This is a genomic window from Gardnerella sp. DNF01141 (assembly GCF_049244255.1).
GTDB classification, from domain to species: domain Bacteria; phylum Actinomycetota; class Actinomycetes; order Actinomycetales; family Bifidobacteriaceae; genus Bifidobacterium; species Bifidobacterium vaginale_E.
Genome location: NZ_CP058391.1, coordinates 1,459,052 through 1,486,003, shown reverse-complemented (window position 1 = coordinate 1,486,003; position 26,952 = coordinate 1,459,052). Strand labels below are relative to the sequence as shown.

The window sequence follows — 26,952 nt, the reverse complement described above, 5'->3', positions numbered from 1 at the left end:
ATCAACCTCCATACACACATCATAAAATACTGTGTCGCATATTGCAACACAATTTACATGAATAGGATTCCTCGACTGATATAAACACTTTCAACATTCACACTAAGCATTTAGTGCAAAATACTACTATTTCTTCTTATAACCTACAGCAACATTACCTGTTTTATTAATCCCTGGTACTTTAAGAACATTAGAGCTTGGCTTGTCTTTTAAATCAAATTTACCAACTAAAAATAAAGCTTTAAGTCCTGAACTAGGCAAATTAAACTGTGAGTCAACTAATTTGATGGGCTTATCTCCAAGAGTGACTTTAGACAAATCATAATGAGAATCCAGAATATCTCGTGACACAAAGAGATACAACTCATCTTTGTTCATATAGTTTTCTGGTATACGAAACTCTTCCCGAGACACCGCTACTGTTTCCCAATGATACGACGCAAGCTCCGCCTTCTCATCATCGTCGGAACATCCAGCAAGAGAAAAGAGAGAACCTAGCAGCAGAAGCATAACAAGACAACTTTGAAAAATGTTTTTACAAAAAATAGTTTTACTTCTCATAACACTACTAGCCTCCTTTTCGTTAACACCACTTTGTATCAAATGCTCATAAAACAGACTATTAAGTAAACAAGATCTACCATTCGCTCTGATTACTGTAATAATCTTAATAAATATCCTATTTTTTTTTATTAATTTGTCTAGACTATCGACACTAATTTCTTCATTTACTAGCAAACTATAATTTTCATAAACAGCAAGATTCGAAGAAACAGAAGAACCAACATAATCACGCGGTTTAATGCCTCCAACAACATTCCCTCATAAACGAAGCAATCACCTGCAAATCTTCACCCTCATAATACTCAACAAGCAACTTCTTAAACTCAGGAACCTTATTTTCTGGAATAACCAACAAGCCCCTACCGTGAGAAATCAAATAATGTAGGGAACTTTTTACAATTTTTATACCATTTTGTTCCCCAAAACATAAACAACTAAATCGCATATAGACTATATGTCATTTATAAAATGACTCTCAAAATACTTAGGATTTATTTATCCTAAAATATATGCTATAATTCTCCTAAAAATGGAGGTTATACATATGAATGTAAATACAGACACACTTGTTTCTATTTCCGAAGCAAATCAAAACTTTTCTAAAGTTGCGCGACTTGTTGACACGTACGGATCAGCTGTTATTTTGAAAAACAACGCTCCTCGCTATGTAATTTTAGAATTCCCAAAAGCCAAAACTGAAAAAGTTACTGTTCCAGCAGACGATGAAGTTATGGCGTTATCCAACATGTTCATCAAAAAGAATAAAAAAGTCTATGAGGAACTTGCCAAATGAAGTATTTAACACGAGAACAGGTGATTAAACTTCACCAGGCTCTGATTGAAACAAGCGGCGGTTCTTCAGGTATCCGAGATGTAGGAATGCTTGATTCTGCATTAAAGACTCCACTGCAAACATTTGACGAGAATGAACTTTTCCCATCTGTATTAGATAAGGCAGCACGTCTAGCTTTTGGTCTTATAAAAAACCACCCTTTTATAGATGGAAACAAGCGTATCGGCACACATGTCATGCTAATCTTTCTGGCACTCAACAACATTATGTTGTCTTATAAAGATGAAGAACTGATCGATATTATTCTCAAAGTTGCATCAAGCAAAGCAAATGAAAATGACCTTTACACTTGGATTAAAAACCACCAAGCCTAATACTCCAACATTCCGAAGCATTTTTAGAATATGCCAAACTCTATTTCGTGCGACTAGTCACAGTGACGGACACAAAACACCAAAACAGTATTACTTCACTACAGCTTTCCCATTCGAGCAATGCACAACGTAGTGAGCACATGCATCTGTTTTGCGCCCAAGATTATTACAACTAAGGTTAGCTTTATGCTTATCAGAAACCTCGCTAATACCATTCTCACAAACTACTTCAAGACATGCATCCTTAGGTATTTCTCCTTCTAAAACACTCGTACCATTTAACGTATCCACCATGCAAGAAGCAACAGCCTTAACATTATTCGCCACAGCAGAACCATTAAGACACTTTAGAAAAACATCATTCGCCTGAACATTTCTTGCTTCCACCCTGCCGTTATGAACTTCCGCATAAATCTTGTCAGCTTTAATATCTGTTACTAGTACTTGATTCGACTCAGCTTCAATCTCACAAAAATCAACACTCTCTGGCAACGAAACAATTACCTCAGGACTGCCTTTAGCAAGCCAATGCAACCAGTAAAAAGCCGATACTTTCTCTGTTTGAACGAGCTTTATACCATCTTGATTTTCATCAATCCCAAACACGTCTTTTTCACAATTAACATAACTAATACTAAAAGAATCAGCCCTTCTAACCGTTAAGCTAACATCTTTCGTTTTTGCTACAAACTTCCTACTATTCACCACTTGAACAACTCCCTTGTTAAATATCTTGGTTATAGGCCAAAATCAAAAGACCCGACTTGGTCCGCATTGTTAAGAGGCGCATCGGGTACTGTTAATTACATACGCTACACCAATGAGAGTATTTTATTAAATCTTTCAAACTAACACAAATTTTTTTCTTTCTAACAAGATTATTTAGTCTTACACTCACCTTCATGAACACAAACAAACGTCAGAACGAAAACGCAAACTATCACAGCGCACTAAATATCTTGCCCTTTATGACTTGATGACATGTATTTCACGCACCGCGCTTTCCAATCATCCTCACTGATGCCGCCAAACATCGGAACAGAATTTCGCCAATCATCGGAATGAAATCCCGACAATCGTCGTAACAAAAACTCGCCAATCGTCGGAAAATAATGATAGAATTCATAGTTATTATTAGAAAATACGAGCATACTTAATTGAAATACGGTGACACAGTTGAAAAAATACAGGAAAAGAATTGCTGACGATATTTTAAAAAGAAAACTAGAAGGCAAAGGCGCGGTACTGATTGAAGGTCCGAAGTGGTGTGGGAAAACCACTACTGCAGAACAATTTGCAGCAAGCGTTTTATATATGGACGACCCGGAAAAGAAAGAACAGAATATCGCTATGTCGGAGCTACGCCCAAAGCGATTACTGAAGGGAGTTACCCCAAGATTAATTGACGAATGGCAGCTTGCTCCAAAACTTTGGGATGCAATACGATTTGAAGTTGATCACCGCAGTGACCTTGGGCAATTTATACTAACCGGCTCCGCCGTTCCTGCAAACACTACAGAAATTACCCACTCTGGTACTGGACGCTTCACATGGCTAACAATGAGGCCAATGAGTTTGTATGAATCCGGTGATTCAACGGGCGAAGTTAGCTTGAAAAACCTTTTTGCAGGAATTAAGAGTATTGAAGGCGATTCAAACTTGAGTATTGACCGCCTATCTTTTCTTACATGCCGTGGAGGATGGCCACAATCAGTGGACATGCGCGATGAAATTGCTTTAGATCAAGCTGTTGATTACTATGATGCTGTTGTACACTCCGACATTAATCGTGCAGATGACGTACAAAAAGATGCTGAAAAAGTTAAGCGTCTTATGCGCTCATATGCAAGGAATCAAGGGGCACAAGTACCAAATACTGTGCTTTCGCGGGATATTTCTGCTAATGAAGATAAGCCAATTAGCGAGGAAACCGTTGCGTCGTATGTTAATGCGCTTCGCAAAATATTTGTTGTAGAAGATATGCCTGCTTGGAATCCAAATCTAAGATCAAAAACTGCCATTCGTTCATCCAATACGCGTTATTATATCGACCCATCTATTGCTGCAGCTGCTTTGGGAATTGGACCAAAAGACTTGATAAACGACTTAAATACTTTCGGTTTTCTATTCGAAACACTTTGCATCAGAGATCTGCGAATTTTTGCAGATTCTCTAGGTGGCGAGGTTTACCACTACAGAGATAAAGGCGGACAGGAATGCGATGCAGTTATTCATTTAAGAAACGGTAAATACGGTCTTATTGAAATTAAACTCGGAGGGGAAAAGCTCATTGAAGAAGGTGCAAAAAGCCTTAAAGCAATGAAAGAAAAAATCGACACCGATAAGATGAACGCACCGTCCTTCCTTATGGTTTTAACTGGAACAGGCGATTTTGCGTATTGTCGCAAAGACGGTGTTTGCGTAGTTCCTATCGGTTGCTTAAAAAACTAATACGAAGTCTTGCATAACTACAAACACTAAAAACCTTTTAACGTTTAGCCTCGCTAAGACTTACTACAAAATGTACAAAAACACTACAACAGGATGCAAGCACAGTGAAATCAGCAAAATGCCATTGCAGTTTAGTGCGATTTGCAAAGAAGCGCCACTGATTCTGTATGGATTGAGAGAACTCCAAGTATATTTACACTTTTTTGAGTGCACACTATTGATAGTGGGTGCACTTTTTAACGATAGGAAAAGCTATCGTTAAAAGGTTTAAGATTGGCTTAATAGCTTGGTTTTTGAGCATAAAAACAGCCTAGAGGAACTCCCCTAGGCTAGATTTGGTAACGTTTCAAACGCTAACAGTCTTTTGACTTTTATGATGCTCTTTCAACGTTCACGCTAATCTCTGATTTAAAAGTTATACTGAACCTGTCCTCGTAAACTTTTATTTTCTTGATGTACTTTCTTACCAGCTTCTCGTCATACTCACTAATATCGCGACGCTCACTTTTCAGAAAATCTTCCATTTCTCTGATTCGTCTTTTAGCATCTTCTTGACCTGCTTTTTCTATAAGAAGCTGCTGTTTCTTAACTTTAAGCTCATCAATCTCGTTGGCAGTTTTCGTGTAGTCTTTTTTAGCTTTAAGCAAGGTTAATAGTATCGCTTGTTGGTCTGCAATTCTTTTATCAACCGTTTCAATCTCGTTTAAGTTGTTGCCTGCGATAATTTCTCTAATATTGTTATTCAACGTATCCAATACTTCATCCGATATACTAAACACCTTGTTTATGGCTTTCACTATGGCAGATTGTAGTTCGTTCTCTTGTACTGTCGGAGCATCGCAAGCACTAGGACCGTTTTTCACTCTGGTGCAACAACGCCAGACAACAGAATGCACTCCTCGGTTGTTCCAAGCAATTCTTCTGTAAACATCCCCGCATTTAGAGCAAACACATAGGCTGGATAGAGCGTACTTACTGGAATAAACTCTCCTTTTTTTGTTCTCCTCACCGCTAAACATGTTGGCTCGTCTTAACATTTCTTCTTGAACTTTAAAGAAAATATCTCTTGGAATAATAGGCGTGTGGCTATCTTTTACATAATATTGTGGTTCTGTTCCATCATTTTTTATACGAACATGGTTGATAAAATCTGTCGTATTTTTAGTTTAAGAAATTATAAAAAAGCAAAGTACGCTTGACAAAAAAAGCAAAGCGAGCTATACATTATATGTAAAGTGAGCTTGCTGTTGAAGGAGGAAAATGAAAAATGCAATTTCTCAATTAAGAAAACAGCATAAAATAACTCAAGAAGAATTGGCAAATGAAGTTGGAGTAACAAGACAGACCATAACTTCCATTGAAACTGGGAAGTATATAGCGTCACTGCCGTTGGCTTTTAAAATTGCTAAGTTTTTTGATATGAGTATTGAAGAAATATTTAGTATAGAAGAGGATGATTAATATGAACAAATTAGAAAAATATAAAAAAGAAATAGGATTTAGAATTAGTATTTTAGTCTTATTATGCATGGTTGCCTTACTCGCAGTTATTATTGGAAATTTTTACTTAAAATATAAATTTCCATTAAAAGAAGATGTGACATATTATGTAGCAGTATTTTTTATTGGACTTGAACTTGTATCTGTATTCTACATGTCAATGCTTGGTAGAGCATATAGAAATAGAGATATATTGGAGAAGATGCATACTAAAGAAACAGATGAAAGAATGATATTAATAAAGATGAAGTCAGGATCAAATATAATACCTATATTTTCAATGGTTATTGTAATAGTTTCTTTATTTGTAGCATATGTAAGTTATGAAGCCTTTTTAGCGTTAATAATAGTTGCATTTGTACAAATAATATTTTCTAAATTATTAAAAGTATATTGGTCAAAAAAGATTTAAAAATATCGTAGTAAAGGTATTAGACGATAGACAGTTAAAACTCTATCGTCTTTTTAGGGTTATAGGTCAAACGGGGCTTAGGACAATTTTTAGACATTTTGTGCAATCATAGCACGATGTTCCATAATTGTCTTTCCACTAAGACTTATTTTAATTCTGTGATTGTTGTAAAAATCAATATAAGACATGCATTGATGGATATCCTAATACTCTTAATGTTTTACTATAGGATTTATATTTCTTGTAGGTTTGTATAGCATGTTTCTTTTGAGCTTCTGTATAGATAACTTTCATTGTGACTTTCAGACTCCTTCCATTTTGTACAGAATTTTGTCCTAAGCCCCTTTTGGCCTATAACCCGATTACCCTAACTAATCACCGGCTAAACAGGACGGACATTGAGCCTGACTTTAAGATTCATAAAAAGAAGTGACTATTACTGACAGAGATCAGTAACAGTCACCCAACGTGAGATATTCAACTATTGACTTGAACCAAACAAAATTCAATCAGTCTTTCGAAGGACAGTCTTAAGCGAGATCACTGTGACACCAATAGCAAAAGAGGTAAAACCAATTCTAATAGCAAGTGTGCCATCCCATATTAAGGCAACCAGCATCGCGATTAAGGCAACCGTCAAGCCGAATGTCGCTACTTCACGGCAAAAACGAACTAGCTTGTCCATTCCAAAACCTCCTCGTGCACATACTAATAATCAGATTTCATTTTACAATTTGAGCTATATTTTACCACTCAACAAAGTGGGTGCAAGGTGGGTGCAAAGTGGCGAATCGACTTGCATGAGCGATTAAATATAATTCGCGAATGCACTTCGATTCGCTGAGCTTGCTCAAAGTTGAAAGCACAGTGTGCTTTCAACGCAAGCGAAGTACGTTAACATCCTGTGCACTCGACCCTACACCGTTGATATCTTCCCTCAAACAGCCAAACTGCGCTCAAAAACCGCGAGAACCCAGCTTAAAGCCACTTCGCATTAAACCTTTTAACGATAGACCCTGCAAACCCCTGCTGCACAAGGGCAAAAATGCACCCACCTAATCAGCCTACTGCATCTTATAGCACGGTGAAGCGCCGTGACGGTGGGAAGCACCACTTATTTTCTCGTTTGAGTTTGAACATAAAAATAGCAGATAAAGGGAAGGAAATGAATTTACACCACTTTTAGGACTTGACCTATGAAATAATTAATAGTTCCATTTTCAATCAATATATAAAGACCGAGTCCAATAAACACGACAGGTACAATTATTTTTTCGTACTTTTCCACAGTCTCTCCGATAGCAGAAATTGAGGCGAGATTTTGAGATAATTTGCATAGAACCAAAATCCCTAAGGCAAATATTACTAAACTTATACCAATCTCAATCAAACTCTTTCCTGTAAAATAAGGGATATAAATTCCTAAATTATCTCCACCCATTGCCACTGTTAAACTTGTAAATGCTAAGATTTTTGATCCATTTCCGGCAATTTTCCCCTCGATATCTTCTTCATCAATATCTTCATCCACAAAAATTGCTCTTATACCAAGACCTAGCGGAATTAGACCAAGGAGTCCGATAATCCAATCTTGTGGAATAAAATTTAAAAAGTAAGCGGCAATAAGACTAGCCAGTACAAGCAGTCCTGTACCTAAATACTGCCCTACATAAATTGATTTCAAACCTTTCTTTCCTTGACTAGCGAATAAAATAGTCAAAACAACTAAGTAGTCAATGGATGTAGAAACAAAAACTAATAAAGCGGATACTATTGTTTCCATTATTCCTCCTTTCAAAATGTTAAATTTTTTAGACAAGGGGGTGCAAAGTGTGTGCACTTTTTAATGTTAACATCCTGTGCACTCGACCCCAGAGCGTAGACATGTTCCCTCAAACAGCCAAACTGCGCTCAAAAACCGCAAGAACCCAGCTTAAAGCCGCAGTGCGCTAAACCTTTTAACGATAACCCTCGCTAAACCCTGCTACACAAGGACTAAAACGCAGCAACTAGACTGCACGCATAGTAGATGTCATCAAAACGATATCTTGATTAAGTGCGATTTGTAAAGGAGCGCCACTGATTCTGTATGGATTGAGAGAACGGGTAGTATAGCTACACTTTTTTGAGTGCACACTATGGATACTTGGTGCACTTTTTAACGATAGGAAAAGCTATCGTTAAAAGGTTTAAGATTGGCTTAATAGCTTGATTCTTGAGTGCAAAATATTACTATTTCTTCTTATAACCTACAGCAACATTACCTGTTTTATTAATCCCTGGTACTTTAAGAATATCAGAACTTGACTTGTCTTTTAAATCAAATTTCCCAACTAAAAATAAAGCTTTAAGTCCTGAACTAGACAAATTAAACTGTGAGTCAACTAACTTGATACGCTTATCTCCAAGAGTGACTTTAGACAAATCATAATGAGAATCCAGAATATCGCGCGACACAAAGAGATACAATTCATCTTTATCCATATAGTTTTCCGGTATACGAAACTCTTCCCGAGACATCGCTACTGTTTCCCAATGATACGACGCAGCTTATTGCAATTTTTTAATTGATTCACTTTCAGATAGTATCCTCATTTGTTCAATAGCTATTGCATTTAATTTCTCCAATCTTTCAGATTGACTCATACCTTCATTTATAAATACAGCATTAAGATTCTCAAGATTAGAAAGGCAAACAAGCTGAGATATATCCGCATAATCTCTAATATTGCCTTTTAAATCCGGATTTTCATCACGCCACTCTTTAGCTGTTATTCCAAATAAAGAAACATTAAGAATATCCGCTTCATTTGCATAAATAAAATTGATTTTTTCTTTTGAAAGTTTATCTGGTACAAGTTTGTTCTTAATGGCATTTGTGTGAATTCTATAATTTATTTTTGCCAAATTTCTTTTAATATCCCATCCTAACTTCTTCTGTTCTTCTTCCTTTAAACGTTCAAATTCTTTGATTAAATATAATTTAAAGTATGGCGATACCCAAGAAGCAAACTCAAACGCTATATCTTTATGAGCATAAGTTCCACCATATCTTCCCGCTCTAGCAACGATACCGATAGAATTGGTTTTCTCCACCCATTGCTTAACAGATAATATAAAACGGTTAAGTCCTGCTTCATTTTTAATTCCCTCGAATTCGGTGGAATTAAAATTCGTGTTATACATTTCTTCCCAAATACCTAAAAACTCTATCGTATTCTTATTCCTAAGCCACTTTTCAATCAAAGCAGAACCGTTATCAATATTTCTAACCATATCCGTTAAAGAAATATAATCTCTATTGTCAATGGCAATAATGCTAATTTCTGAACCTTCAACATTTATTTTAGACACGTAATCACCTCTCAATCATCCAATTTCACTCATTTAACAAATCATAGAAAGTACGCTCATCAATAATTTCTATATCTTGCCCCTCAAGCTTGAGCTTTTCTGCTTTCTTATGCTTTGATGACTTCTCACCTTTAAGAATTGCATTGTAATCATTATCCCCAAGTATCAGATAGTTTGTTTGCTTAGTCACACTATTATCTAAGACACCGCCGAGATTCGCTACAATCTGCTGAGCATCCTTGCGAAGCATTTTCTCAAGCTTACCAGTGAAAACAACATGCCGATTATAGAAAAACCCATCTTTATCAACAACCACTTCATCAGGCTTAATTGCTTTGATATCTATCCCTTTACCACTGTGACTTCCACTGGCAGGCCATAAGTCTTCAATGACTAGATTCTTCTCAGCCATGCGTGTTTTAACAGCATCATATAATTCTTTCGTTGATGTGCAGTCTGATAAAGCACGGTGTTCATTATTGTGTAATCCTAAGTAGTCAGTTAAATCGGAGAGTCTGTGATGTTTCAGCTCAGGATACAGTTTTCTTGCAAATTGCATCGTATCCATATACCGGTTAGTCAGTTGTTCCTTAAAGCCTTCATTCAAAAAGCGCATATCAAAAGAAGTCCTATGACCAAGGATAATGTCATCACCTATGAACGAAAGCACAGACGTTTTCACACTGTCTATAGATGGCATACCTTCCAGCATGTCATTAGTTATTCCTGTTAATGCTGTAATAAAACCGTCTACTTCTATACTCGGTTTAATCAGCTGATCATAACGGTCTACTATCTCATTATTTCTAACTTTTAAGATACCAATCTCAATAATCTCATTATAATACGCAGAAAAGCCGGTCGTTTCGGTATCTAGCACACAGTAATCATCAATGAGTTGCTTAGTGTAATTTGAGTTTGAATTGGACATGAAAGCACCTCCTTCATCTATTGAAATGAGCTTTTACAAATTTATCTTCTAATACTCATTATATCTTGAAAGCTAAGTGCCTTAAACATAAAAACAGGTCGATTTTAATCCTCGACCTGCTGTTTTAACTATTATCCCACCCTCATATAAAAGTAACTCTCATTTAAATCTCATCATATTTCTTTTTTAATTTATCCATATTATCAAGGTCAATCCACTCCTCGCTAAAACCACAGGCAGTGCAAATATACCTATCAATAGGTACTGCCGACATAATTGTATGGCCAGTCATAATATTATTTCCAGTCCCATAAACCCCAGCAGATCCAGGCACAAATATAATTTCACTTCCCCCACACTTTGGGCATTTTTTCGTATTTTTCATAAATCCTCCTTTTTAATCTAATAATGTTCTTTTATTGTTTTGAAAAATTTCATAAAGATAGGAAGGAACGCATACCTATACATCAGGTATATATTTCTGCCAATTAAAAATTCTACGTGAAAAGAGACAGAACTACGCTGTCTGTCTGTCAAGGATTTTGTCAGTTTTTTCATGGCTTGCCAACCTTTTATGCTAACTTTTCTTGAGTTAATCATACAAGAAAAAATCTATATTGACTTGCCTTCATATATTGTATATTTGTTATTTACTCGTCTACTTTCATTACACTCCCATCAAGGAAGATAATATCAACCTTTCCATCTTGATGCACGATTAGATAGTAAACCATGCTAAGCCAGACGTTTTCATCGAACACTGTTAACAAGTCCTGTTTTTTCAAGTCCTCGATAAAATATTCAACTTCATCATGCCTCATTTGCTTGTCAACAATGCGAGCTTTTACTTCCTTAAGCCTTGATTCTACAGTATTAAACCTGTTCACTAGACTCGTATATTTTTTCTCATACTCATCCTGGTTCTGCAATTTCCGTGCATTTTCATTGATACAGTTGTTAATCTTTTAACGATTACCCTAACTAATCACCGGCTAAACAGGACGGACATTGAGCCTGACTTTAAGATTCATAAAAAGAAGTGACTATTACTGACAGAGATCAGTAATAGTCACCCAACGTGAGATATTCAACTATTGACTTGAACCAAACAAAATTCAATCAGTCTTTCGAAGGACAGTCTTAAGCGAGATCACTGTGACACCAATAGCAAAAGAGGTAAAACCAATTCTAATAGCAAGTGTGCCATCCCATATTAAGGCAACCAGCATCGCGATTAAGGCAACCGTCAAGCCGAATGTCGCTACTTCACGGCAAAAACGAACGAGCTTGTCCATTCCTTAAATACCTCCTCGTTCACATACTAATAATCAGGTTTCATTTTAACTTTTGAGCTATATTTTACCACTCAACAAAGTGGGTGCAGGGTGGGTGCAAAGTGGGTGCACCTTTTAACGTTAACATCCTGTGCACTCGACCCTAGAGCGTCGATATCTTACCTCATACAGAAAAATAGCACTAAAAAATCACGCCAAGCCAGCCTAAAGCAGCCACACGCTAAACCTTTTAACAATAGCCCTCACTAAGCCTTGCTGCACAAGGGCAAAAATGCACCCACCTATTAAGCCCTTGACATCAATACGACAGTCTCACGTGTATCAAGACTACCCTTATGATAACCATGCATCAATAAAAGAGCCTTAACGTTCATTGCAGGAGAGAAACTGGCAAGGGGAATGTCGTATGATGATAAAAGTCTAAGGCACTACAAACTGGGATTTGGATTTTACTTAAAATTGTATTATTTTATTAGCGATATCTTCTACAAATCGCTTATCGTGTTCCACAAATATGAGTGTAGGCTTTGCTTCTTTTATAATTTCCTCAATCTGTATTCTTGATATTACATCTATATAATTCAGTGGTTCGTCCCAAACAAATATATGAGCTGGCTTTGAGAAACTTACAGCAATTAAAACTTTCTTTTTTTGTCCATCACTATAATTCTTCATATCCATTTCAAATAATTCTCTTGAAAAATCTAATTTTCTTAGAATTGTTTTACACAATGTTTCATCAACATCTTGCTTGTGAATATATTCATTTAGGCTACCTGTTAAATTAGATGTGTCTTGAGGAATATACGAGATTTTTAAATTACCTGCTAATTTTATCTCACCTGTATACTCGTGATTTATACCTAATAAAATTTTAATCAAGGTTGATTTTCCGCTACCATTACCCCCATATATAGCCACTATGTCGCCTTGCTTTATCTCGAAACTTACATTATTTAGGATCTGTCTCTCTCCATAGCATGATGATAAATTGCTAACCGATATTAGAGGATTTTTATGATGATGTAATGGATGCAATAATAGACTTTCCTTTGTTTCGATATCTTTTAGTAAACTCTGTTTTTCTTCTATTGCCTTGTTTTGTCTATTCTCCAAATTCTTAGATTTTTTCATCATCTTGGCTGATTGATGACCTATATGTCCTTTGTCTGGTTTTACACCTGATACTTTTACACCATTTTTAGTATTTTCAATTTTATCAGACCAAATTTGACTTTGTCTTGCAGACTCTTTTAATCGTTTAATATCTTTTCTTAATCTCTCATTTTGACTAATTTCAAATTGGTCTTTCATCACTTTGTTTTCATACCATGATGTAAAATTTCCCGATTGGACATCAATAGAATTCCTGTTAATAGAAATAACATGATTGATACAACCATCTAAAAAATCTCTATCATGAGATATAAGCAAAAATCCTTTTTTACTTTTCAGATATTCACTTACAATTTTTCTTCCGTCCATATCTAAATGGTTTGTTGGTTCATCAATAAGTAAAAAGCCATCTTCTCTTGTAAACAAAATAGCTAAAAGGATTTTTGTTTGTTCCCCTTTAGAAAGCGTTTCAAACTCTCTGTAAACAAGGTTCTCATCTACATTTAGCAAACTGAGTTCTCTAAATAACTTCCATTCTTCATCATCTGATATTAGTTCTTTATATAACTCAATTCCTAATTTTGAAGTATCGCTTATATTTGGTGGAAATTTAATAAATTCAACATCCTTGCTTATTTTACCTTGATAAGTTTCTTGATTTAAAAGTAACTTAAATAGAGTTGATTTACCGATTCCATTTCTTCCTATCAATCCCGTTTTCCAGTTTGTATCAAAGGAAAACGATACATTTTTAAATATGGGTTTTACATATCCATAATATGAGAAAGTGAGGTTTTCAATTTTAATTACTGACATAAAACGCCTCCCTAAATTATCATTTACCGCCCGGGTGCAAAGTGTGTGCACCTTTTAACGTTTAGTTTTTCATGTATTACTACGGTTATCACTGCTTTGCTTTTCAGTCATTTCAATTCTCGATTAGGTAATTTTCCAGTTCTCAAAGCGACAGTAACAAACTCAACCTCTTGCAAGCACTTCTCGCAAAGTTCATAACCTTCATTGAAGTTCACTCTTGACCTAAATGTGCTAGCAATGAATTCGCATGGTGAGGTGATCCTTTCAACTACACCGCACCGTTCGCACTCAGCATACACATTCCCATCCTTAATCGGAATAAACATTCCATGATCTTTCTCATTTCCCATGACGCTAACATCTTCGAAATCATCAAATTTTACATAGAGCATATACGGCTTCCTCCTTTATCGGTATGTCTATATACGCTCTAATTCCAACTTATATCAAGTTTTATTGCTTCTTTTTTGATCTATATGTCTGCTACTTCGCAATAGCTTTCCCATTAAGACAGTGCACCATGTAATGCGCAAATCCATCGTTTTTACAATTTACCTTCTTCTTATCTGAAACCTCGGTGACACCATTCTCACAATCTACTTCAAGGCTTGCATCCTTGGTGATTGTTCCTTCTAAAATACTCATGCCATTTAACGTATCAAGCGTACAAACATGAGTTACTTCTACGTTTGTTGCTGAAGCCAACCCATTATAACATTTAAGAAAGACATCATCCGCCTTCAAATTAACAACTTCTACCTTGCCATTGTTCACTTCTACATAAAGCTTACCAATCTCAATATCCGTGATGAGCACTTGATTAGAATCAGATTCAACCTCACAAACTTCCACATCATGTGGCAAACTCACAACAATTTCAGGCATACCCTGAGTAAACCACCTCAGCCAATTCGAAGCTGAAACTTTTTTAGTTTGAATAAGCCTTATAACATTTTGCGCTTCCTCAACCCTCAATATATCTTGTTCACAGTTAAAAGCTCACACCAAAGGTATCAGCACGTTTCACCGTTAAACGAACATCTTTCGTCTCTGCGATAAACTTCTTATTATCCATTACTTACGTTAATTAGATAAATAAATACATAAATTACAATTGAACTAGTATAGAAATATTCTATTTTTCACATAACATAGTAAAAGTAGTGAATAAAGTACGAGGAGGTAATTTGTGAAGAAAAGATATATGTTGAAAAATATTTTTAAAACCAAATATAATTTCCATAATATTGTTTTAATCGTTTTCATTGGACTATTAGCAGGTTTTTTATCAGGATTGTTCGCTGTAGGTGGGGGAATTGTGATAGTTCCTGCATTAACTGTTTTTATGAAATTTGATCAGCGTCATGCTACTGCTACTTCTCTTGTTGCCATAATTATAACGTCGCTTTGTGGAAGCATTGTTTACGGTTTAGACGGCAAAGTGTCATTTTTATCAGCATTTTTTCTAATAATAGGTTCAGTTTTCGGATCACAAATTGGGGTATATTTTTCACATATTTTGCCTAAAAAAATATTTCCTTGGTGTTTTACACTTTTTGTATTACTAGTTATATGTTCTAGTCAAGTTTGGATTCCGTTAAGAAATGTAGATTTTAATGTTAATTTTTTAAAAGCTATATGTCTTATATTTATAGGCGTTTTTTCTGGTATTTTTTCAGGTATTTTAGGCGTTGGTGGCGGAGGAATTATAGTGCCATGCGTGCAACTTTTGCTCGGCATGGGAGACCTTATGGCAAGAGGAACTGCTTTGCTTGTCACGCTTCCTACAGCTATAAGTGGTAGTATTGCTAATGCTCGTTACCATTATACTCATTTTACTGAAGGAATTATTATCGGTATTTTTGCGACATTTACTGTAAACTTAGGCGCAATAACTGCGCGCAGTATTTCACCTTTTATATGCAATATATTGTTTTGTATTTTTTTGTTCAGTGCATGCTTACGAATGATATTAAAAACAGGTATTTTAGCTAAGAATAAGCGTTAAATATGTAAAGTCTTTGACTTTTATTTATTTGAAAAAATAGTTTTGAATATAAAAAGTGGGGCTTAGATTTAAGCCCCACGATATAGGAGAATGTTATAAAGTAACTTTTTACAATTATGCCATTTGAGTAACATCTCTTTTTGCTTGTATAAATTTTATTATCATGTTTTTTGCGTGATAAATAATTACGCAAACTATATAAACAATTGCAGAAAATACAGTTATCATTCCTCCGGAAGATAGACCTAAATAAATACTTGAATAGAGACCCAAAGTTCCAGCTATAATTCCAAGTATTGGAGCAAAAATTACCGTTTGCCATATTGATGAGCTAAGTTTTATAGCTGCGCTTGCAGGTCCTACTATCAGAGAGATAGATAATACTGAACCAACAGCAGGCATCACTATAACGACTGTAACTGTAATCATTATTAGTATGATAAAGTCAGTTTTACGCAAATTATATCCGCTTGCTTGCATACACGTTTCATCGAGGCATGCAAAAATAATTTGTTTACCATATGCAAGTAATGTGATTATGCATGCTATTAATGCTATTGAAGTTACTTGTATATCCAATGAGTTAGCTGTTAATATATTGCCAGAAATAAAACTATTTACTTTTAAAGGTATTGGTTGGAAAAGTTTCAATAGTAAAAAGCCTAGGGCGAATCCTACAGTTAAAAGCACTCCAGACGCTGTATTTGGACCTTGTCCTTTTACTTTGGAGATTACATCTAGCTTCATTACGTGTTGTATACAATGAAGCTTTGCTTTTGAACTCTGAAACTATTGCTCTGTACTCTGAAACTATTACTCTGTACTCTGAAACTTTAGAGCTTGGAGCATCATATTATTTCTTATTGAGAATAAAAAAGCTTACATCTCAAATAACACTTAAAAAATAACACTCAAAAAAGATGGCTCTAACATATCGCTAGAGCCATCTTCTAATAAACAATGCTAGTTACTTAAAACAAGCGTGCTTACTTATTGTTTTCTTCCGTCATTTTCTTCTTAAGAAGAATTGCAAGTCCGGCAATCGAGAAACCAAGTGCTGCAAGCAAGCCTGCAAACGACGCCGATTCACCCGTCTTAGGAATCATGCCAATACGCTTTTCAGGCTGCGGCTTATGAGCTGGCGTCGGAGTTGGAGCCGGAGTTGGAGCCGGTGTCGGAGTCGGAGTTGGAGCCGGTGTCGGAGTCGGAGTTGGAGCCGGTGTCGGAGTTGGAGCAGAATCTTTCGCGTAAATGGCATACACAGTCATATCACCATTAACTACGCTTTCTCCCGTAAACGTCTCACCCTTACCATTTTCCTTCGTATTCCACTCCTTGAAGGTATAACCGTCCTTCGTTGGATTCTTCGGCATGTACTCATTAGTCAACGCATCAGTATTAATAGCCTTACCAGTTTCCACTTTCACTTTTGCATGAGTCTTATTGCCATCCTTGAAAGTAACTGTTCTTTGAATCCGCTTCCACTGAGCGACGTATGTTACGTCACGAGTTACCTTATTCGCAACGGTAGGAGTCCAGCCTGTAAAAACATAATCTGTTCTGCTTGGAGCGGTTCCCTTAAAAGCAGGAGTATCGGAACCCGAAGCAGCTTTGTAAACCTGATCGGTAAAAATTGCTTCGTTGTCAACGCCATCAGTATAAGTTATCGTGTATTCTCTTACAAAGCTTACTTCTATAGTGTGAGGCGATTTTACAGCCTTGAATTCATATGAACCCGAAGCTGTATGTTCGACGGTCTGTTCTACTCCGTCTATCTTCAGCGAAGCTATTATGTATCCTTTGTTGGCTGTAAAATTGTATTTCTGATTTTCTCCGTATGTGACTTCTGTCTTTCCGGCAGGAGTTATCGATCCGCCTTCACCGGCAGTTGCCGTGATAGTAGGATTAAGGTTTGCATAGACCTTATAAATTCGCTTAATTAATGTTGATTCTCCTATAGTCCCCGTTCTGTTTACGGAAATCACATTTCCCGATGTATAAGGAATGCTCTTGTTGTTGTGATCTTTCGAAAATGAATAGAAAACACCTTTGTAGTTTCCGTAGTCCTTGTCTTTAAAAAACTGCTCGTACGTCCAATTCTTAAAAACCCAACCTTCTTTTGCAGCGGCAGTGTACTCCCTTACGCCTGTAAGCTGAGGGTCAACTCCACCCGAATTTTTGTGAGTGATAGTTATCGCGGCTGCAGGCGAGCCGTTATCGTCTTTTACAGAATAAACATGCAGCTCTGCGTCTTTTATATACGGTTCCTGCATGTCTATTTCCGTATATTTGTTGGCTTGCTTAGATGCTACCGCATCGCCACCAGCAAATGCCTGCGTAGTTCCAGCTACTACGCCAAATGCTACTAATGTTGCCAGCAGTAGCCCCATTGTCTTTTTTGCTAACAATTTCATCTTATTCACATTTCCTTATTAATCTAAAAATGTTCTTTTTATTACTTTGAAAAAACTGCATAAAAATAGGCAGAAACACATACCTATCCATCAGGTATATAATTCTGCAAATTAAAAAATTCTACGTGAAAATAGACAGAGTTATGCTGTCTGTCTGTTTATCTGTCAAGGATTTTGTCAGTCTTTTCATGGCTTGCCAACCTTTTATGCTAAGACGTTATTCACAATCCTTCATTTTTTTGTAAAGTACTCCAAGACCAGCTAAAGATAGCCCCAACGCAGAAAGAAATGCGCCAAGAGAGCTGGATTCACCAGTCTTAGGTAATGTTGATGGTGGTGTTGGAACTTCTTTCAGTTTGTCTACCATCACTATCGTATTTCCTGTTACAGCTATACCTTTCACTATTGCTTTTCCATTTTTTACTTCAAATGTTATTGCTGTCGCTACTTGATATTTAGCTGGTGCAGATGTTTCTGTGAATGTGTACTTACCGTCTTTTAATTCAAACTCTGTTACCGTTCCATCCGTTACCCATTTTTTGACTAAGCTTCCATCTGCTTTTGTCAATTGGATAGTTGCGCCCTTAAGATCTTCTCCATTCTCTGTTAATGCTTTCTTAGAAAACTTAACTTTTGTTGGTGTTGGAACTTCTTTCAGTTTGTCTACCATCACTATCGTATTTCCTGTTACAGCTATACCTTTCACTATTGCTTTTCCATTTTTTACTTCAAATGTTATTGCTGTCGCTACTTGATATTTAGCTGGTGCAGATGTTTCTGTGAATGTGTACTTACCGTCTTTTAATTCAAACTCTGTTACCGTTCCATCCGTTACCCATTTTTTGACTAAGCTTCCATCTGCTTTTGTCAATTGGATAGTTGCGCCCTTAAGATCTTCTCCATTCTCTGTTAATGCTTTCTTAGAAAACTTAACTTTTGTTGGTGTTGGAACTTCTTTCAGCTTCGCGCTAATTAAATTTTGCATCTCTGGGTTTTTTGATTTATAAATAAAAACTTCCATTGTGCTATTAATCTCATCATCATGAGAAGAATCCTCAGCAAAAGTTCTTAAGTCTTGTTTTTGCTTGTTCAATTCTGGGATTTGACTATAATCTGTATCATAAATTTTTTTATTGTCTTGCTGATAGTAATATTCATTTTGTAAGACTGTATAATTAAGTTGCGGATGTTTTAATTTATAAAATAGCATCCTTTTGATTTTCTGAAAATCTCCTTTTCCACCGTTACTAGCATACGTATCATTCGTAGCATTTTCGTTTTTTGAATATTTCCCTGTGGCTTTATCGGTTTTTCCTGGAGATTGTTTATGATGATCCATACATAAGGACCATTCTGAATCTGTTGTCCCATTTTCACTTATAACTTTTCTATGCTGACTAGCATCATATGCCTGATAAGTCTTATCAGTTTCACTTGCACTTGCACTTGCACTCACATTTAATGGAGCCATGCTTATAAGCATGACCACCGCCAGTAATAGGATCATCCATTTTTTTATTATTCTTGCTGTCATATTTATTCACCCCGCATTTTCATGTTGATGGCAACTAAAGTAGGGTTTAATTTACACAGTGGCTTTTTGTCAGCAAGCGTAGTAAAATCAAGGAAAAGGTAGGGTTGATTTGCAATATTTATTTGTAAATTAATTCCTAGATTTATTTACAAATTTTTTCAATTTTTCTTGCATGTAGCCACTTAGAAAAGGTAGTATGCGAAACAGAAAGCATTTCTGCACCCTCACGCAAATTTACCTGTCCACGCTGCCACCTAGTCGCCACAGCATAAAAATCATCAGGAAGCTCAATCTTTGCCCTACCAAACACCACACCTCTTTGTCTGGCAACACGAATCCCTTCCATCTGTCTTTGATGAATATTTTCTCGCTCAACTTGAGCAACATACGATAAAATCTGCAATACAAGATCGGCAATAAACTTACCTGTTACACCATTTACATGTTTTCTCGTATCCAGCAAAGGACAATCCAACACTACAATATTTGCTTCTTTTTCTTTCGTGATTTTGTTCCACTGCTCAATAATCTCATCATAGTTTCTACCTAAACGGTCAATCGACTTCACAAACAACTCATCACCAGATCTCAAACGTCTAAACAATCTCAAATAATTTCTACGGTTGAAATCCTTCCCTGATGCCTTGTCAACATAAATACAGCCTTTTCTAATGCCATTGTCTTCCAAGGCCTTAAACTGTCTGTCTACACACTGATCCTTTGTAGACACCCTCGCATACCCATAGCGCATACTTATTATCTACTCCTTTTTTGAACACCATTATTTCAAAAAAGAAAAGAATAATTCAGCATGAAGAATTATAAAACCCCACTTCATCAGCTGGGTGCAAAGTGGCGAATCGACTTGCATGAGCGATTAAATATAATTCGCGAATGCACTTCGATTCGCTGAGCTTGCTCAAAGTTGAAAGCACAGTGTGCTTTCAACGCAAGCGAAGTACGTTAACATCCTGTGCACTCAACCCTAGAGCGTAGACATGTTCCCTCATACAGCCAAACTGCGCTCAAAAATCACGAGAACCCAGCTTGAAGCCGCCACACGCTAAACCTTTTAACGATAGACTCTTAAGCCCATACACACAAAGCCTAAAATGCAGGAACTAGAATGCACGCAAGTAGGTGTCATCAAAACGATATCTCGAAACAATCACGATTTGCAAAGGAACGCCACTGATTCTGTATGATGAGTGTTGGGATATATGTCGAACGCGCGCAAAGACTGAACGCTGTAGCCAAGCTCCTTAAACGTACCAACATCGCGAGCAAGACTAGTCGGATCGCAAGCAACATACACAACAGCTCTTGCTCCAGACTTCGCAATCTGCTTACAAACTTGAGCTTTAGCACCAGCGCGAGGAGGATCCAACACAACAACATCTGGATGCGCAAATCGGCGCACAATCTTAGACGACTTACTCGCCTTAAACACCTGCGATTCAAGCGTTTGTGCAACATCACCTTGCAAAGCTTCAACAACATCCCTGCTAAGCCCTGCGCGCCCAATGTTTCGCCTTGCGTTCTTTACAGCAATCGGCGCACCCTCAATGCTAAGCACGCGAGCTGGCTCTGCAGCGCCAGCGAAACCTGCAGCACCAGCAGCATCTCCGCCAACATTAGCCAAAGTCGCAAGCGGAATCGTAAACAAACCCGAACCAGAATACAAATCCCACAAAACCGTATTCTTAGTGCGACCACCAAGCGCAGAACGGACTAATCCCAAAACGTAGTTCACTAAATGCTCTGGAGCTGCGCGATGAATCTGCCAAAAACCGCGCGCGTCAACATCGTAGTCAAAAGTGCGCATACGCGATGAATCGCAAGCAGCCGCAACACGCACGCGCTCGCGCAACAAAGCCGAACCTGCAACCAACTCATCATTTACTATAAGCGCATAATTTTCGCCAATCGCACTAAGAAGCGCAGCCTTGTCATTAAAATCCAAACCATCAACCCTAGGCTCTGGAACAGCAAGGCGAATTTGCGCATTTGGCGAGAAAGAACGATTCCACAAGTCCAAAGAATCCGCAACTGCTAAAACCGCGCGCGACGCAAGTGGCATAGTATCAATCGCAATGCGATCATGCGACTCGCGCTTACGCATAGACAATCGGCCTTCATCATCCGCAACCAACTCCATGCGCGTACGCCAATTAAATCCGTTAAGCTCCTCGTCCCCTGGAATGCGCTCAACGTTAACATCACTATCCAAAACATCTATATGCGCTAAGCGCTGGAATTGATTGGCAATTACGGAAGCCTTCCAACGAATCTGACCAGGCAAAGAAACGTGAATTAAATCCGCGCCGCCAACTCCGCCGCCCTGAGCCAAAGGACCAGCGAGCTTCCATTGCGGCTCCACACGATCCGCACTAGGCTCCAAAACTTCTACAACTTCGCCGGTAAAAAAGTGCGCTTTTGCACGCATCGGCTCATCCATGCGCACAACAACCAGCTCACCAGGGAGCGCAAATCGCACGAATACAACGCGTCCGTCAAGATGACCTACACATCTTCCTTGATCCGCATATCTCTCGATTCGCATCGTCACTTGCATGTACTACCCCTTAGTTCTGCGTTTTGTTAAGCTGCTTTTCGTCACGCTAATCCTCTAACGCTGATTTTAGTTAATCTGACTTTCTCCGATTGGATTTACACCACTCTGCTTTTCGTCAATCTGCTTTTCGTTGCGATTTTTATGATGAAGTCGCATAAATGGAGTTGCAATAATCAAGTAAGAAACCCAAATCGCGAGCGCCCAGAACGGCAATCCCATAATCAAACGTACTGTGCCAAGCCACACAACGTGATTCGTCAAATATAGTGGCACTTGCAAAACAAGCCTCAGCGCAAAAACAGCAATCCACAATCCAGTAACATACATGTATGCTCGCTTAAGCGGCTTATAATCAAGCCATTCGTGCAGCCACTTGCCAAAATTTTCCGTAGGCATTTTGCGAATCGACTCAATCACAAGCCCAAGCGCTGGCACGCGCACAATCAGCGAAATCGCAAGAAGCACACCATACACAGCGTTTGTAATGAAGCCCATCATATAGTAGTCGCGCGCTTGATGGCTCGTCCACACCCAAATAAGGCAGATTCCAACGGAAACAAGTCCACTAATTGCTCCCATAAGCGACTGCTTCTGAATAAGACGAATCACAACTTGCAAAACAGCAAGAACAGCGGATGCAATAACAGTTGTATGCAAATTGTTTGTTACAACAAAGCAAATAACAAACAGCAAGCCTGGCAGCATGGATTCAATTACGCCTCGAACGCCACCTATGGAATCAATTACAGAAAAGTTTCTTCCATCAGAACCGATAGAGGCAAGGGAAGCAAGCCCAGAACTTTTTTTGCCATAAGCGTTATTTTTCTTCAAGACGATATCCTTATGCTACTTAACTTACTGCTATCTAACCTCAGAAAACATTGGTCCGCGAGAAAGCGTAGTTTTTACATCAACTTGCTGATCGTATCCTAAAGGCTTATCTTCTTTTTTTAAAGCGTCATCAGCATTTTCTTCAGATGAACTATTACTTTCATCATTATTTTCTTCTAATCTATGCGCTGATTCTTTTTCTTCACGAGTTAATGGCTCATGCATAGGAATAAGATCACGAGGCGCTAATGGTTCTTCACCGCGATTTACAACAATCCCCTTAAACCATTCGTCTAATTGCTTAGTTTCATTATTATTTTCTGCCAACTCTGTTGCTGCAGGCCCAGAAAATACTCCACGAAGCATCCAGCGAGGACCATCAACTCCAACGATACGAGTTGTAATACTCTTTTCTCCAACTTTTACAGGCAGCAAAAGTTCAGTTCCAAATTCGCCTTGTGCGGTGCAAGCTTGGCTATTCCCGTCAAGTAAGTCTTTGCATACTTCATTCCAAATACCAGTAGATTTCGGAGCAGCAAAAGCTTCAACTTCAACACTTGACGATCCGTAAGTTACTGTTGCGCCAATTACTTGATCATTTTCACGCTGCTTTTTTACGCGTAATTCTATACCTTGGAAATATGGAATATAAATTGAGCCAAAATCAAGATAATCACTGAAATCAGGAGCATCTTCATCGTTGAAATCCCATGGACCAGTTTTTAACTTTACAGCTTCATCTATATCTTTTGAAGATTCTACTTCTTTATTTCGGCCAAATAACCAGCCCATTATTCCTCATTTCTTAAAACAACAAGCACAACAATAAGCATAATGCTAATCGTCGTAAATTGCTCAACTTCACCAGATTATCACAAACAAAGCACTGAAAATATGCATATGAGCAAATGCTATTACTTTATTTATTTCAGTTATGTGATTAATAATCACACACCGTATTTTATGGTTAAAGGCGCGTGATCCGACCATCTTGCCTCATAACTTTCAGCCCGATCAATCACAAAGCCACAAGCGCTTTCTGCAATTTCTGGCGTTGCAAACTGATAGTCTAATCTCCAACCAACGTTATTGTCGAAAGCTTTGCCGCGCTGACTCCACCAAGTGTATGGTCCTTGAATATCTCCCGCAAGCATGCGCATAACGTCCACAAATTCATACTCGTTAATCCAGCGGTCAATATACGCGCGTTCCTCCGGCAAAAATCCTGCACTTTTTTCATTTGCTTTAGCGTTTTTAATATCTAACGGCGTATGCGCAATATTAAAATCACCGCACAAAATCGCTTGATTTCCGCCACTTGCAGCAATATCTCTAAGCTCCCCCAAGCGAATAAGCATTGTGTCTAAGAAGCGGAATTTTTGCTGCATTTTTTGCGGATCATCCACGTTTCCAGCGTGAACATACACTGAAGCAATAGTAATTTCATACCCTTCAGGAGTACGAACGTCAGTTTCAACCCATCGCCCAGAATCAACATCATCACTTAAGCCGGGCAAACCGTATCGTTTTTCAATTACAGGAAGTGATGTTACTAGCGCTACCCCAGCTCGACCTTTTATGCGGCAAACTTCGTTTGCATAAGTAAAATTATCGTTTTCTACAGGATTTGAGATATTTTCAGACGCGCGATATCCCATTTCAATTTTTGTCATAATTGGGTCGATTGCATCCTGCGGAGCGCGCACTTCTTGCATACACCACACGTCAGGAGTGTGAGAATCGGACCAGTCAAGCATCCCCTTACGCTCGGCCGCACGAATACCATTTAAGTTTGAAGTAGTAATTGTGATCATAAATCTAACTCTAATATGCGCGTTACACAAATATGCACGCTACGTAAAACAAAAAATAAGGTGCAGAAATTTATAAACCTAGTTATTAACCAAGTTATAAACTCTGCACCTTTTATTATTAGCTTGTATTATTTAATTTAATCTAATCCAAGCTCCAAGTTTCCACCAGGAATTGCGTCGAGAAGATCACGAGTATATTCCTTTTGAGGATGATCAAACACTTCGTCGGTTGTAGCGTGCTCAACAAGCTTGCCGTGCTGCATAACAACAACCTCGTCCGCAATCTGACGAACCACTGCCAAATCGTGAGTGATGAACAAGTAGCTCAATCCGCGCTCCGCTTGCAAATCGTTAAGCAAATGCAAAACCTGATCTTGCACAAGCACATCCAAAGCCGACACAGCTTCGTCGCAAACGATAACGTCCGGATCCAATGCCATTGCGCGCGCGATTGCAATGCGCTGACGCTGACCGCCTGAAAGCTCGTTCGGGAAGCGAGTCATAACAGAAGCAGGCATACGAACCATGTCCAAGAGTTCACGCACACGATTCTGGCGGCTCTTTTTATCACCAATCTTATGAATTCGCAAAGGCTCTTCAATAGAACGATAAATCGAATACATTGGGTCAAGCGAACCATAAGGATTCTGAAACACTGGCTGAACATGACGGCGGAAATCAAGCAAATCCGCACCCTTTAAGTCAGCAATATTCTTGCCTTCGTAAGTAACAGTTCCGCTTGTTGGATTAAGAAGTCGCAAAACCATGTTTGCAACAGTAGACTTACCAGAACCGGATTCACCCACAATTGCCAACGTTGTTCCGCGTTTAATAGAGAACGAAACATCGTCAACAGCTTTGAAAAGCTCCTTCTTGCGAGGAAGCTTAAACTCTCGGGTTAAGTGATCGACTGTAATAATATGCTCACTCTTTTCAAGAGTTTGCTCACCTACTACGTGATGCTCAAGCAAATTATCCGCGTTACCACCATGCTCCTTAACGGAAATGATTCGTTGAGAAGCAAGACTTGGAGCGGCAGCAACAAGTCGCTTAGTATAAGGATGCTGTGGATGCTGCAAAACGTCCAAAGATGGACCAGATTCAACAACACGACCCTTATACATAACAACAACGTGCTGTGCGCGAGCTGCGGCCAAACCTAAATCGTGAGTAATGAACAGAACGGAAGTTCCGAGCGAATCAGTAAGCGTATGCAAATGGTCAAGAATGCGCTTTTGCACGGTAACGTCGAGTGCGGAAGTTGGCTCATCTGCAATCAGCAAATCTGGACGGCAAGCCAAGCCAATGGCAATTAACGCACGCTGACGCATGCCACCAGAGAACTCGTGCGGGAACTGACGTGCTCGAGTTGCAGCATCAGGCAAACCAGCCTCATCAAGTAAACCTGCAATACGGTCGTCAACATTAGCGCCAACAACATACTTTTTGGCAATTTCCCAAGCTTTGTCGTCGTTCACACCGTACTTGATTAAATCGTCTGCAACGCGCCAACGAGTTTCAGAACCTGGAACCCACTCTTTTTTGTAGTAGCCCATGGCTTCATTCATCTTGAATTCATCAAGTCCGATTTCTGCCAAAGACTTGCGTGCAACTTCCATCAATTCTGGTAATTCTTTAGAACCGAGGAACGTTTCGTCCTCATTGCTTTTAACTTCTACAGCATCACCTGCAAGAGCTTCCGCAAGAGCAGAACGCTTCTCATGGCTTACGTCAACACCATTTGCAAGAAGAGCTTCTTTAACCTGTGTACCAATACGCCAAACAGGGTTCAAGTTACTCATAGGATCCTGAGGTACCAAGCCCATTGCAGTACCGCGCAAAGAAGCAAACTCTTTTGGCTTTAATTTGCTAATTTCTTGGCCATTAAGCTTAATAGAGCCGCCCGTAACATGACCTGTTCCTGGAAGCAAACCCAAAACTGCCATTGCAGAAGTGGACTTTCCAGAACCAGACTCACCTACGATTGCAACCCACTGGCCGGGATATACGCTAAAGCTTGCATCTCGAACAGCGTGAACAGCTTTCTTAGAATCAGTAGTGAAATCAACCTGAAGATTTTTCACTTCAAGCAATGGACCTTGCTCACGCTGCATAGCGAGAGCGTCTACATTTTTATGCGTTGAAATGCTCATAAGTTTTATTCCTCCAC

General features: G+C 38.3%; 28 protein-coding genes and 2 pseudogenes. 6 read left to right on the top strand and 24 right to left on the bottom strand.

The features are described 5' to 3' along the window. Positions 1-126: 126 nt before the first annotated feature. Positions 127-561, bottom strand: coding sequence for a hypothetical protein (locus tag HXT35_RS05845; protein ID WP_421788018.1), 435 nt, complete (start codon positions 559-561; stop codon positions 127-129). A gap of 547 nt (positions 562-1,108) precedes the next feature. On the opposite strand from HXT35_RS05845, the gene HXT35_RS05840 reads away from it, so the two are divergent. Both HXT35_RS05840 and HXT35_RS05835 read left to right on the top strand, forming a co-directional pair. Then, positions 1,109-1,357: a prevent-host-death protein gene (locus HXT35_RS05840; protein WP_004128496.1), complete on the top strand. Its 249-nt coding sequence runs from the start codon at positions 1,109-1,111 to the stop codon at positions 1,355-1,357. Continuing rightward, positions 1,354-1,731: a type II toxin-antitoxin system death-on-curing family toxin gene (locus HXT35_RS05835; RefSeq protein ID WP_004128499.1), complete on the top strand. Its 378-nt coding sequence runs from the start codon at positions 1,354-1,356 to the stop codon at positions 1,729-1,731. The genes HXT35_RS05840 and HXT35_RS05835 overlap by 4 nt, the downstream gene beginning before the upstream one ends. 90 nt (positions 1,732-1,821) lie before the next feature. Here HXT35_RS05835 and HXT35_RS05830 read toward each other — a convergent pair whose 3' ends face one another. Next, positions 1,822-2,439, bottom strand: a complete 618-nt coding sequence (locus tag HXT35_RS05830) for a DUF4097 family beta strand repeat-containing protein (RefSeq protein ID WP_004128502.1) — start codon at positions 2,437-2,439, stop codon at positions 1,822-1,824. Positions 2,440-2,907: 468 nt separating this feature from the next. On the opposite strand from HXT35_RS05830, the gene HXT35_RS05825 reads away from it, so the two are divergent. Beyond that, complete coding sequence (locus tag HXT35_RS05825) at positions 2,908-4,182, top strand: ATP-binding protein (RefSeq protein ID WP_004128505.1); 1,275 nt, start codon at positions 2,908-2,910, stop codon at positions 4,180-4,182. Between the two features lie 371 nt (positions 4,183-4,553). Here the strand turns inward: HXT35_RS05825 and HXT35_RS05820 are convergent, their stop codons facing one another. After that, a complete protein-coding gene (locus HXT35_RS05820; protein ID WP_421788016.1) occupies positions 4,554-5,201 on the bottom strand; it encodes a recombinase zinc beta ribbon domain-containing protein in 648 nt (215 codons plus the stop codon). A gap of 241 nt (positions 5,202-5,442) precedes the next feature. Here HXT35_RS05820 and HXT35_RS05815 point away from each other — a divergent pair, with 241 nt between their 5' ends. Then, positions 5,443-5,643 carry a helix-turn-helix transcriptional regulator gene (locus HXT35_RS05815; protein ID WP_101889313.1) on the top strand — a complete coding sequence of 67 codons (201 nt, stop codon included), beginning with the start codon at positions 5,443-5,445 and terminating at the stop codon, positions 5,641-5,643. 1 nt (position 5,644) lies between these two features. Beyond that, positions 5,645-6,094, top strand: a complete 450-nt coding sequence (locus HXT35_RS05810) for a hypothetical protein (protein ID WP_032817049.1) — start codon at positions 5,645-5,647, stop codon at positions 6,092-6,094. An 89-nt stretch (positions 6,095-6,183) separates the two neighbouring features. Here HXT35_RS05810 and HXT35_RS05805 read toward each other — a convergent pair whose 3' ends face one another. The 12 genes and pseudogenes from HXT35_RS05805 to HXT35_RS05750 all read right to left on the bottom strand — a co-directional run bounded on the left by HXT35_RS05805 (position 6,184) and on the right by HXT35_RS05750 (position 14,681). Next, positions 6,184-6,282 carry an IS3 family transposase gene (locus HXT35_RS05805; RefSeq protein ID WP_415692680.1) on the bottom strand — a complete coding sequence of 33 codons (99 nt, stop codon included), beginning with the start codon at positions 6,280-6,282 and terminating at the stop codon, positions 6,184-6,186. A 317-nt stretch (positions 6,283-6,599) separates the two neighbouring features. Further along, positions 6,600-6,779: a hypothetical protein gene (locus HXT35_RS05800; RefSeq protein ID WP_004128547.1), complete on the bottom strand. Its 180-nt coding sequence runs from the start codon at positions 6,777-6,779 to the stop codon at positions 6,600-6,602. A 486-nt stretch (positions 6,780-7,265) separates the two neighbouring features. Beyond that, complete coding sequence (locus tag HXT35_RS05795) at positions 7,266-7,877, bottom strand: CadD family cadmium resistance transporter (protein WP_421788014.1); 612 nt, start codon at positions 7,875-7,877, stop codon at positions 7,266-7,268. 449 nt (positions 7,878-8,326) lie between these two features. Next, positions 8,327-8,641, bottom strand: a pseudogene (locus HXT35_RS05790) (hypothetical protein); the annotation flags it as partial. A 3-nt stretch (positions 8,642-8,644) separates the two neighbouring features. Continuing rightward, positions 8,645-9,448 (bottom strand): KilA-N domain-containing protein, encoded by an 804-nt coding sequence (locus tag HXT35_RS05785; RefSeq protein ID WP_004128523.1) that lies wholly within the window; start codon positions 9,446-9,448, stop codon positions 8,645-8,647. A gap of 25 nt (positions 9,449-9,473) precedes the next feature. Beyond that, on the bottom strand, positions 9,474-10,379 hold the full coding sequence (locus HXT35_RS05780) for a BRCT domain-containing protein (RefSeq protein WP_004128525.1): 906 nt from the start codon (positions 10,377-10,379) through the stop codon (positions 9,474-9,476). A 163-nt stretch (positions 10,380-10,542) separates the two neighbouring features. After that, positions 10,543-10,764, bottom strand: a complete 222-nt coding sequence (locus HXT35_RS05775) for a hypothetical protein (protein WP_004128528.1) — start codon at positions 10,762-10,764, stop codon at positions 10,543-10,545. A 265-nt stretch (positions 10,765-11,029) separates the two neighbouring features. Then, positions 11,030-11,308 (bottom strand): hypothetical protein, encoded by a 279-nt coding sequence (locus HXT35_RS05770; protein ID WP_004128533.1) that lies wholly within the window; start codon positions 11,306-11,308, stop codon positions 11,030-11,032. A gap of 186 nt (positions 11,309-11,494) precedes the next feature. Beyond that, a complete protein-coding gene (locus HXT35_RS05765) occupies positions 11,495-11,674 on the bottom strand; it encodes a hypothetical protein (protein WP_004128547.1) in 180 nt (59 codons plus the stop codon). Between the two features lie 453 nt (positions 11,675-12,127). After that, entirely contained in the window at positions 12,128-13,606 is a 1,479-nt protein-coding gene (locus tag HXT35_RS05760) for an Lsa family ABC-F type ribosomal protection protein (RefSeq protein ID WP_004113321.1), read from the bottom strand. A 107-nt stretch (positions 13,607-13,713) separates the two neighbouring features. Next, complete coding sequence (locus HXT35_RS05755; protein WP_004114737.1) at positions 13,714-13,998, bottom strand: hypothetical protein; 285 nt, start codon at positions 13,996-13,998, stop codon at positions 13,714-13,716. Positions 13,999-14,089: 91 nt separating this feature from the next. Beyond that, positions 14,090-14,681 (bottom strand): annotated as a pseudogene (locus HXT35_RS05750) (DUF4097 family beta strand repeat-containing protein). A 129-nt stretch (positions 14,682-14,810) separates the two neighbouring features. Here HXT35_RS05750 and HXT35_RS05745 point away from each other — a divergent pair. Beyond that, positions 14,811-15,614 carry a sulfite exporter TauE/SafE family protein gene (locus HXT35_RS05745; protein WP_004128553.1) on the top strand — a complete coding sequence of 268 codons (804 nt, stop codon included), beginning with the start codon at positions 14,811-14,813 and terminating at the stop codon, positions 15,612-15,614. Positions 15,615-15,728: 114 nt separating this feature from the next. Here HXT35_RS05745 and HXT35_RS05740 read toward each other — a convergent pair whose 3' ends face one another. The 9 genes from HXT35_RS05740 to HXT35_RS05700 all read right to left on the bottom strand — a co-directional run bounded on the left by HXT35_RS05740 (position 15,729) and on the right by HXT35_RS05700 (position 26,935). Further along, positions 15,729-16,361, bottom strand: a complete 633-nt coding sequence (locus HXT35_RS05740) for a metal ABC transporter permease (protein WP_004128556.1) — start codon at positions 16,359-16,361, stop codon at positions 15,729-15,731. A 239-nt stretch (positions 16,362-16,600) separates the two neighbouring features. Beyond that, positions 16,601-18,028 carry an InlB B-repeat-containing protein gene (locus tag HXT35_RS05735; RefSeq protein WP_421788394.1) on the bottom strand — a complete coding sequence of 476 codons (1,428 nt, stop codon included), beginning with the start codon at positions 18,026-18,028 and terminating at the stop codon, positions 16,601-16,603. A gap of 217 nt (positions 18,029-18,245) precedes the next feature. After that, positions 18,246-19,562, bottom strand: coding sequence for a SpaA isopeptide-forming pilin-related protein (locus tag HXT35_RS05730; protein WP_421788012.1), 1,317 nt, complete (start codon positions 19,560-19,562; stop codon positions 18,246-18,248). Positions 19,563-19,704: 142 nt separating this feature from the next. Beyond that, a complete protein-coding gene (locus HXT35_RS05725) occupies positions 19,705-20,313 on the bottom strand; it encodes a recombinase family protein (RefSeq protein WP_004128639.1) in 609 nt (202 codons plus the stop codon). A gap of 417 nt (positions 20,314-20,730) precedes the next feature. Continuing rightward, positions 20,731-22,137, bottom strand: coding sequence for a class I SAM-dependent RNA methyltransferase (locus HXT35_RS05720; RefSeq protein ID WP_004128641.1), 1,407 nt, complete (start codon positions 22,135-22,137; stop codon positions 20,731-20,733). A 66-nt stretch (positions 22,138-22,203) separates the two neighbouring features. Then, on the bottom strand, positions 22,204-22,968 hold the full coding sequence (locus tag HXT35_RS05715) for a DUF3159 domain-containing protein (protein ID WP_004128643.1): 765 nt from the start codon (positions 22,966-22,968) through the stop codon (positions 22,204-22,206). A 30-nt stretch (positions 22,969-22,998) separates the two neighbouring features. After that, on the bottom strand, positions 22,999-23,760 hold the full coding sequence (locus HXT35_RS05710; RefSeq protein ID WP_004128645.1) for a DUF3710 domain-containing protein: 762 nt from the start codon (positions 23,758-23,760) through the stop codon (positions 22,999-23,001). Positions 23,761-23,915: 155 nt separating this feature from the next. Next, positions 23,916-24,782, bottom strand: coding sequence for an exodeoxyribonuclease III (locus HXT35_RS05705; protein ID WP_004128646.1), 867 nt, complete (start codon positions 24,780-24,782; stop codon positions 23,916-23,918). A gap of 137 nt (positions 24,783-24,919) precedes the next feature. Next, positions 24,920-26,935, bottom strand: a complete 2,016-nt coding sequence (locus tag HXT35_RS05700) for a dipeptide ABC transporter ATP-binding protein (protein ID WP_004128648.1) — start codon at positions 26,933-26,935, stop codon at positions 24,920-24,922. Between the last annotated feature and the right edge of the window lie 17 nt (positions 26,936-26,952).

What these genes read in the sequence shown, in the direction of transcription:
- HXT35_RS05725 (WP_004128639.1), bottom strand. Translation starts at nt 20,313, where the DNA reads ATGCGCTATGGGTATGCGAGGGTGTCTACAAAGGATCAGTGTGTAGAC.
- HXT35_RS05815 (WP_101889313.1), top strand. Translation starts at nt 5,443, where the DNA reads ATGAAAAATGCAATTTCTCAATTAAGAAAACAGCATAAAATAACTCAA.
- HXT35_RS05845 (WP_421788018.1), bottom strand. Translation starts at nt 561, where the DNA reads ATGAGAAGTAAAACTATTTTTTGTAAAAACATTTTTCAAAGTTGTCTT.
- HXT35_RS05840 (WP_004128496.1), top strand. Translation starts at nt 1,109, where the DNA reads ATGAATGTAAATACAGACACACTTGTTTCTATTTCCGAAGCAAATCAA.
- HXT35_RS05780 (WP_004128525.1), bottom strand. Translation starts at nt 10,379, where the DNA reads ATGTCCAATTCAAACTCAAATTACACTAAGCAACTCATTGATGATTAC.
- HXT35_RS05720 (WP_004128641.1), bottom strand. Translation starts at nt 22,137, where the DNA reads ATGCAAGTGACGATGCGAATCGAGAGATATGCGGATCAAGGAAGATGT.
- HXT35_RS05805 (WP_415692680.1), bottom strand. Translation starts at nt 6,282, where the DNA reads ATGTCTTATATTGATTTTTACAACAATCACAGAATTAAAATAAGTCTT.
- HXT35_RS05765 (WP_004128547.1), bottom strand. Translation starts at nt 11,674, where the DNA reads ATGGACAAGCTCGTTCGTTTTTGCCGTGAAGTAGCGACATTCGGCTTG.
- HXT35_RS05820 (WP_421788016.1), bottom strand. Translation starts at nt 5,201, where the DNA reads ATGTTTAGCGGTGAGGAGAACAAAAAAAGGAGAGTTTATTCCAGTAAG.
- HXT35_RS05760 (WP_004113321.1), bottom strand. Translation starts at nt 13,606, where the DNA reads ATGTCAGTAATTAAAATTGAAAACCTCACTTTCTCATATTATGGATAT.
- HXT35_RS05730 (WP_421788012.1), bottom strand. Translation starts at nt 19,562, where the DNA reads ATGACAGCAAGAATAATAAAAAAATGGATGATCCTATTACTGGCGGTG.
- HXT35_RS05735 (WP_421788394.1), bottom strand. Translation starts at nt 18,028, where the DNA reads ATGAAATTGTTAGCAAAAAAGACAATGGGGCTACTGCTGGCAACATTA.
- HXT35_RS05795 (WP_421788014.1), bottom strand. Translation starts at nt 7,877, where the DNA reads ATGGAAACAATAGTATCCGCTTTATTAGTTTTTGTTTCTACATCCATT.
- HXT35_RS05745 (WP_004128553.1), top strand. Translation starts at nt 14,811, where the DNA reads ATGTTGAAAAATATTTTTAAAACCAAATATAATTTCCATAATATTGTT.
- HXT35_RS05700 (WP_004128648.1), bottom strand. Translation starts at nt 26,935, where the DNA reads ATGAGCATTTCAACGCATAAAAATGTAGACGCTCTCGCTATGCAGCGT.
- HXT35_RS05740 (WP_004128556.1), bottom strand. Translation starts at nt 16,361, where the DNA reads ATGAAGCTAGATGTAATCTCCAAAGTAAAAGGACAAGGTCCAAATACA.
- HXT35_RS05755 (WP_004114737.1), bottom strand. Translation starts at nt 13,998, where the DNA reads ATGCTCTATGTAAAATTTGATGATTTCGAAGATGTTAGCGTCATGGGA.
- HXT35_RS05810 (WP_032817049.1), top strand. Translation starts at nt 5,645, where the DNA reads ATGAACAAATTAGAAAAATATAAAAAAGAAATAGGATTTAGAATTAGT.
- HXT35_RS05800 (WP_004128547.1), bottom strand. Translation starts at nt 6,779, where the DNA reads ATGGACAAGCTAGTTCGTTTTTGCCGTGAAGTAGCGACATTCGGCTTG.
- HXT35_RS05775 (WP_004128528.1), bottom strand. Translation starts at nt 10,764, where the DNA reads ATGAAAAATACGAAAAAATGCCCAAAGTGTGGGGGAAGTGAAATTATA.
- HXT35_RS05835 (WP_004128499.1), top strand. Translation starts at nt 1,354, where the DNA reads ATGAAGTATTTAACACGAGAACAGGTGATTAAACTTCACCAGGCTCTG.
- HXT35_RS05710 (WP_004128645.1), bottom strand. Translation starts at nt 23,760, where the DNA reads ATGGGCTGGTTATTTGGCCGAAATAAAGAAGTAGAATCTTCAAAAGAT.
- HXT35_RS05705 (WP_004128646.1), bottom strand. Translation starts at nt 24,782, where the DNA reads ATGATCACAATTACTACTTCAAACTTAAATGGTATTCGTGCGGCCGAG.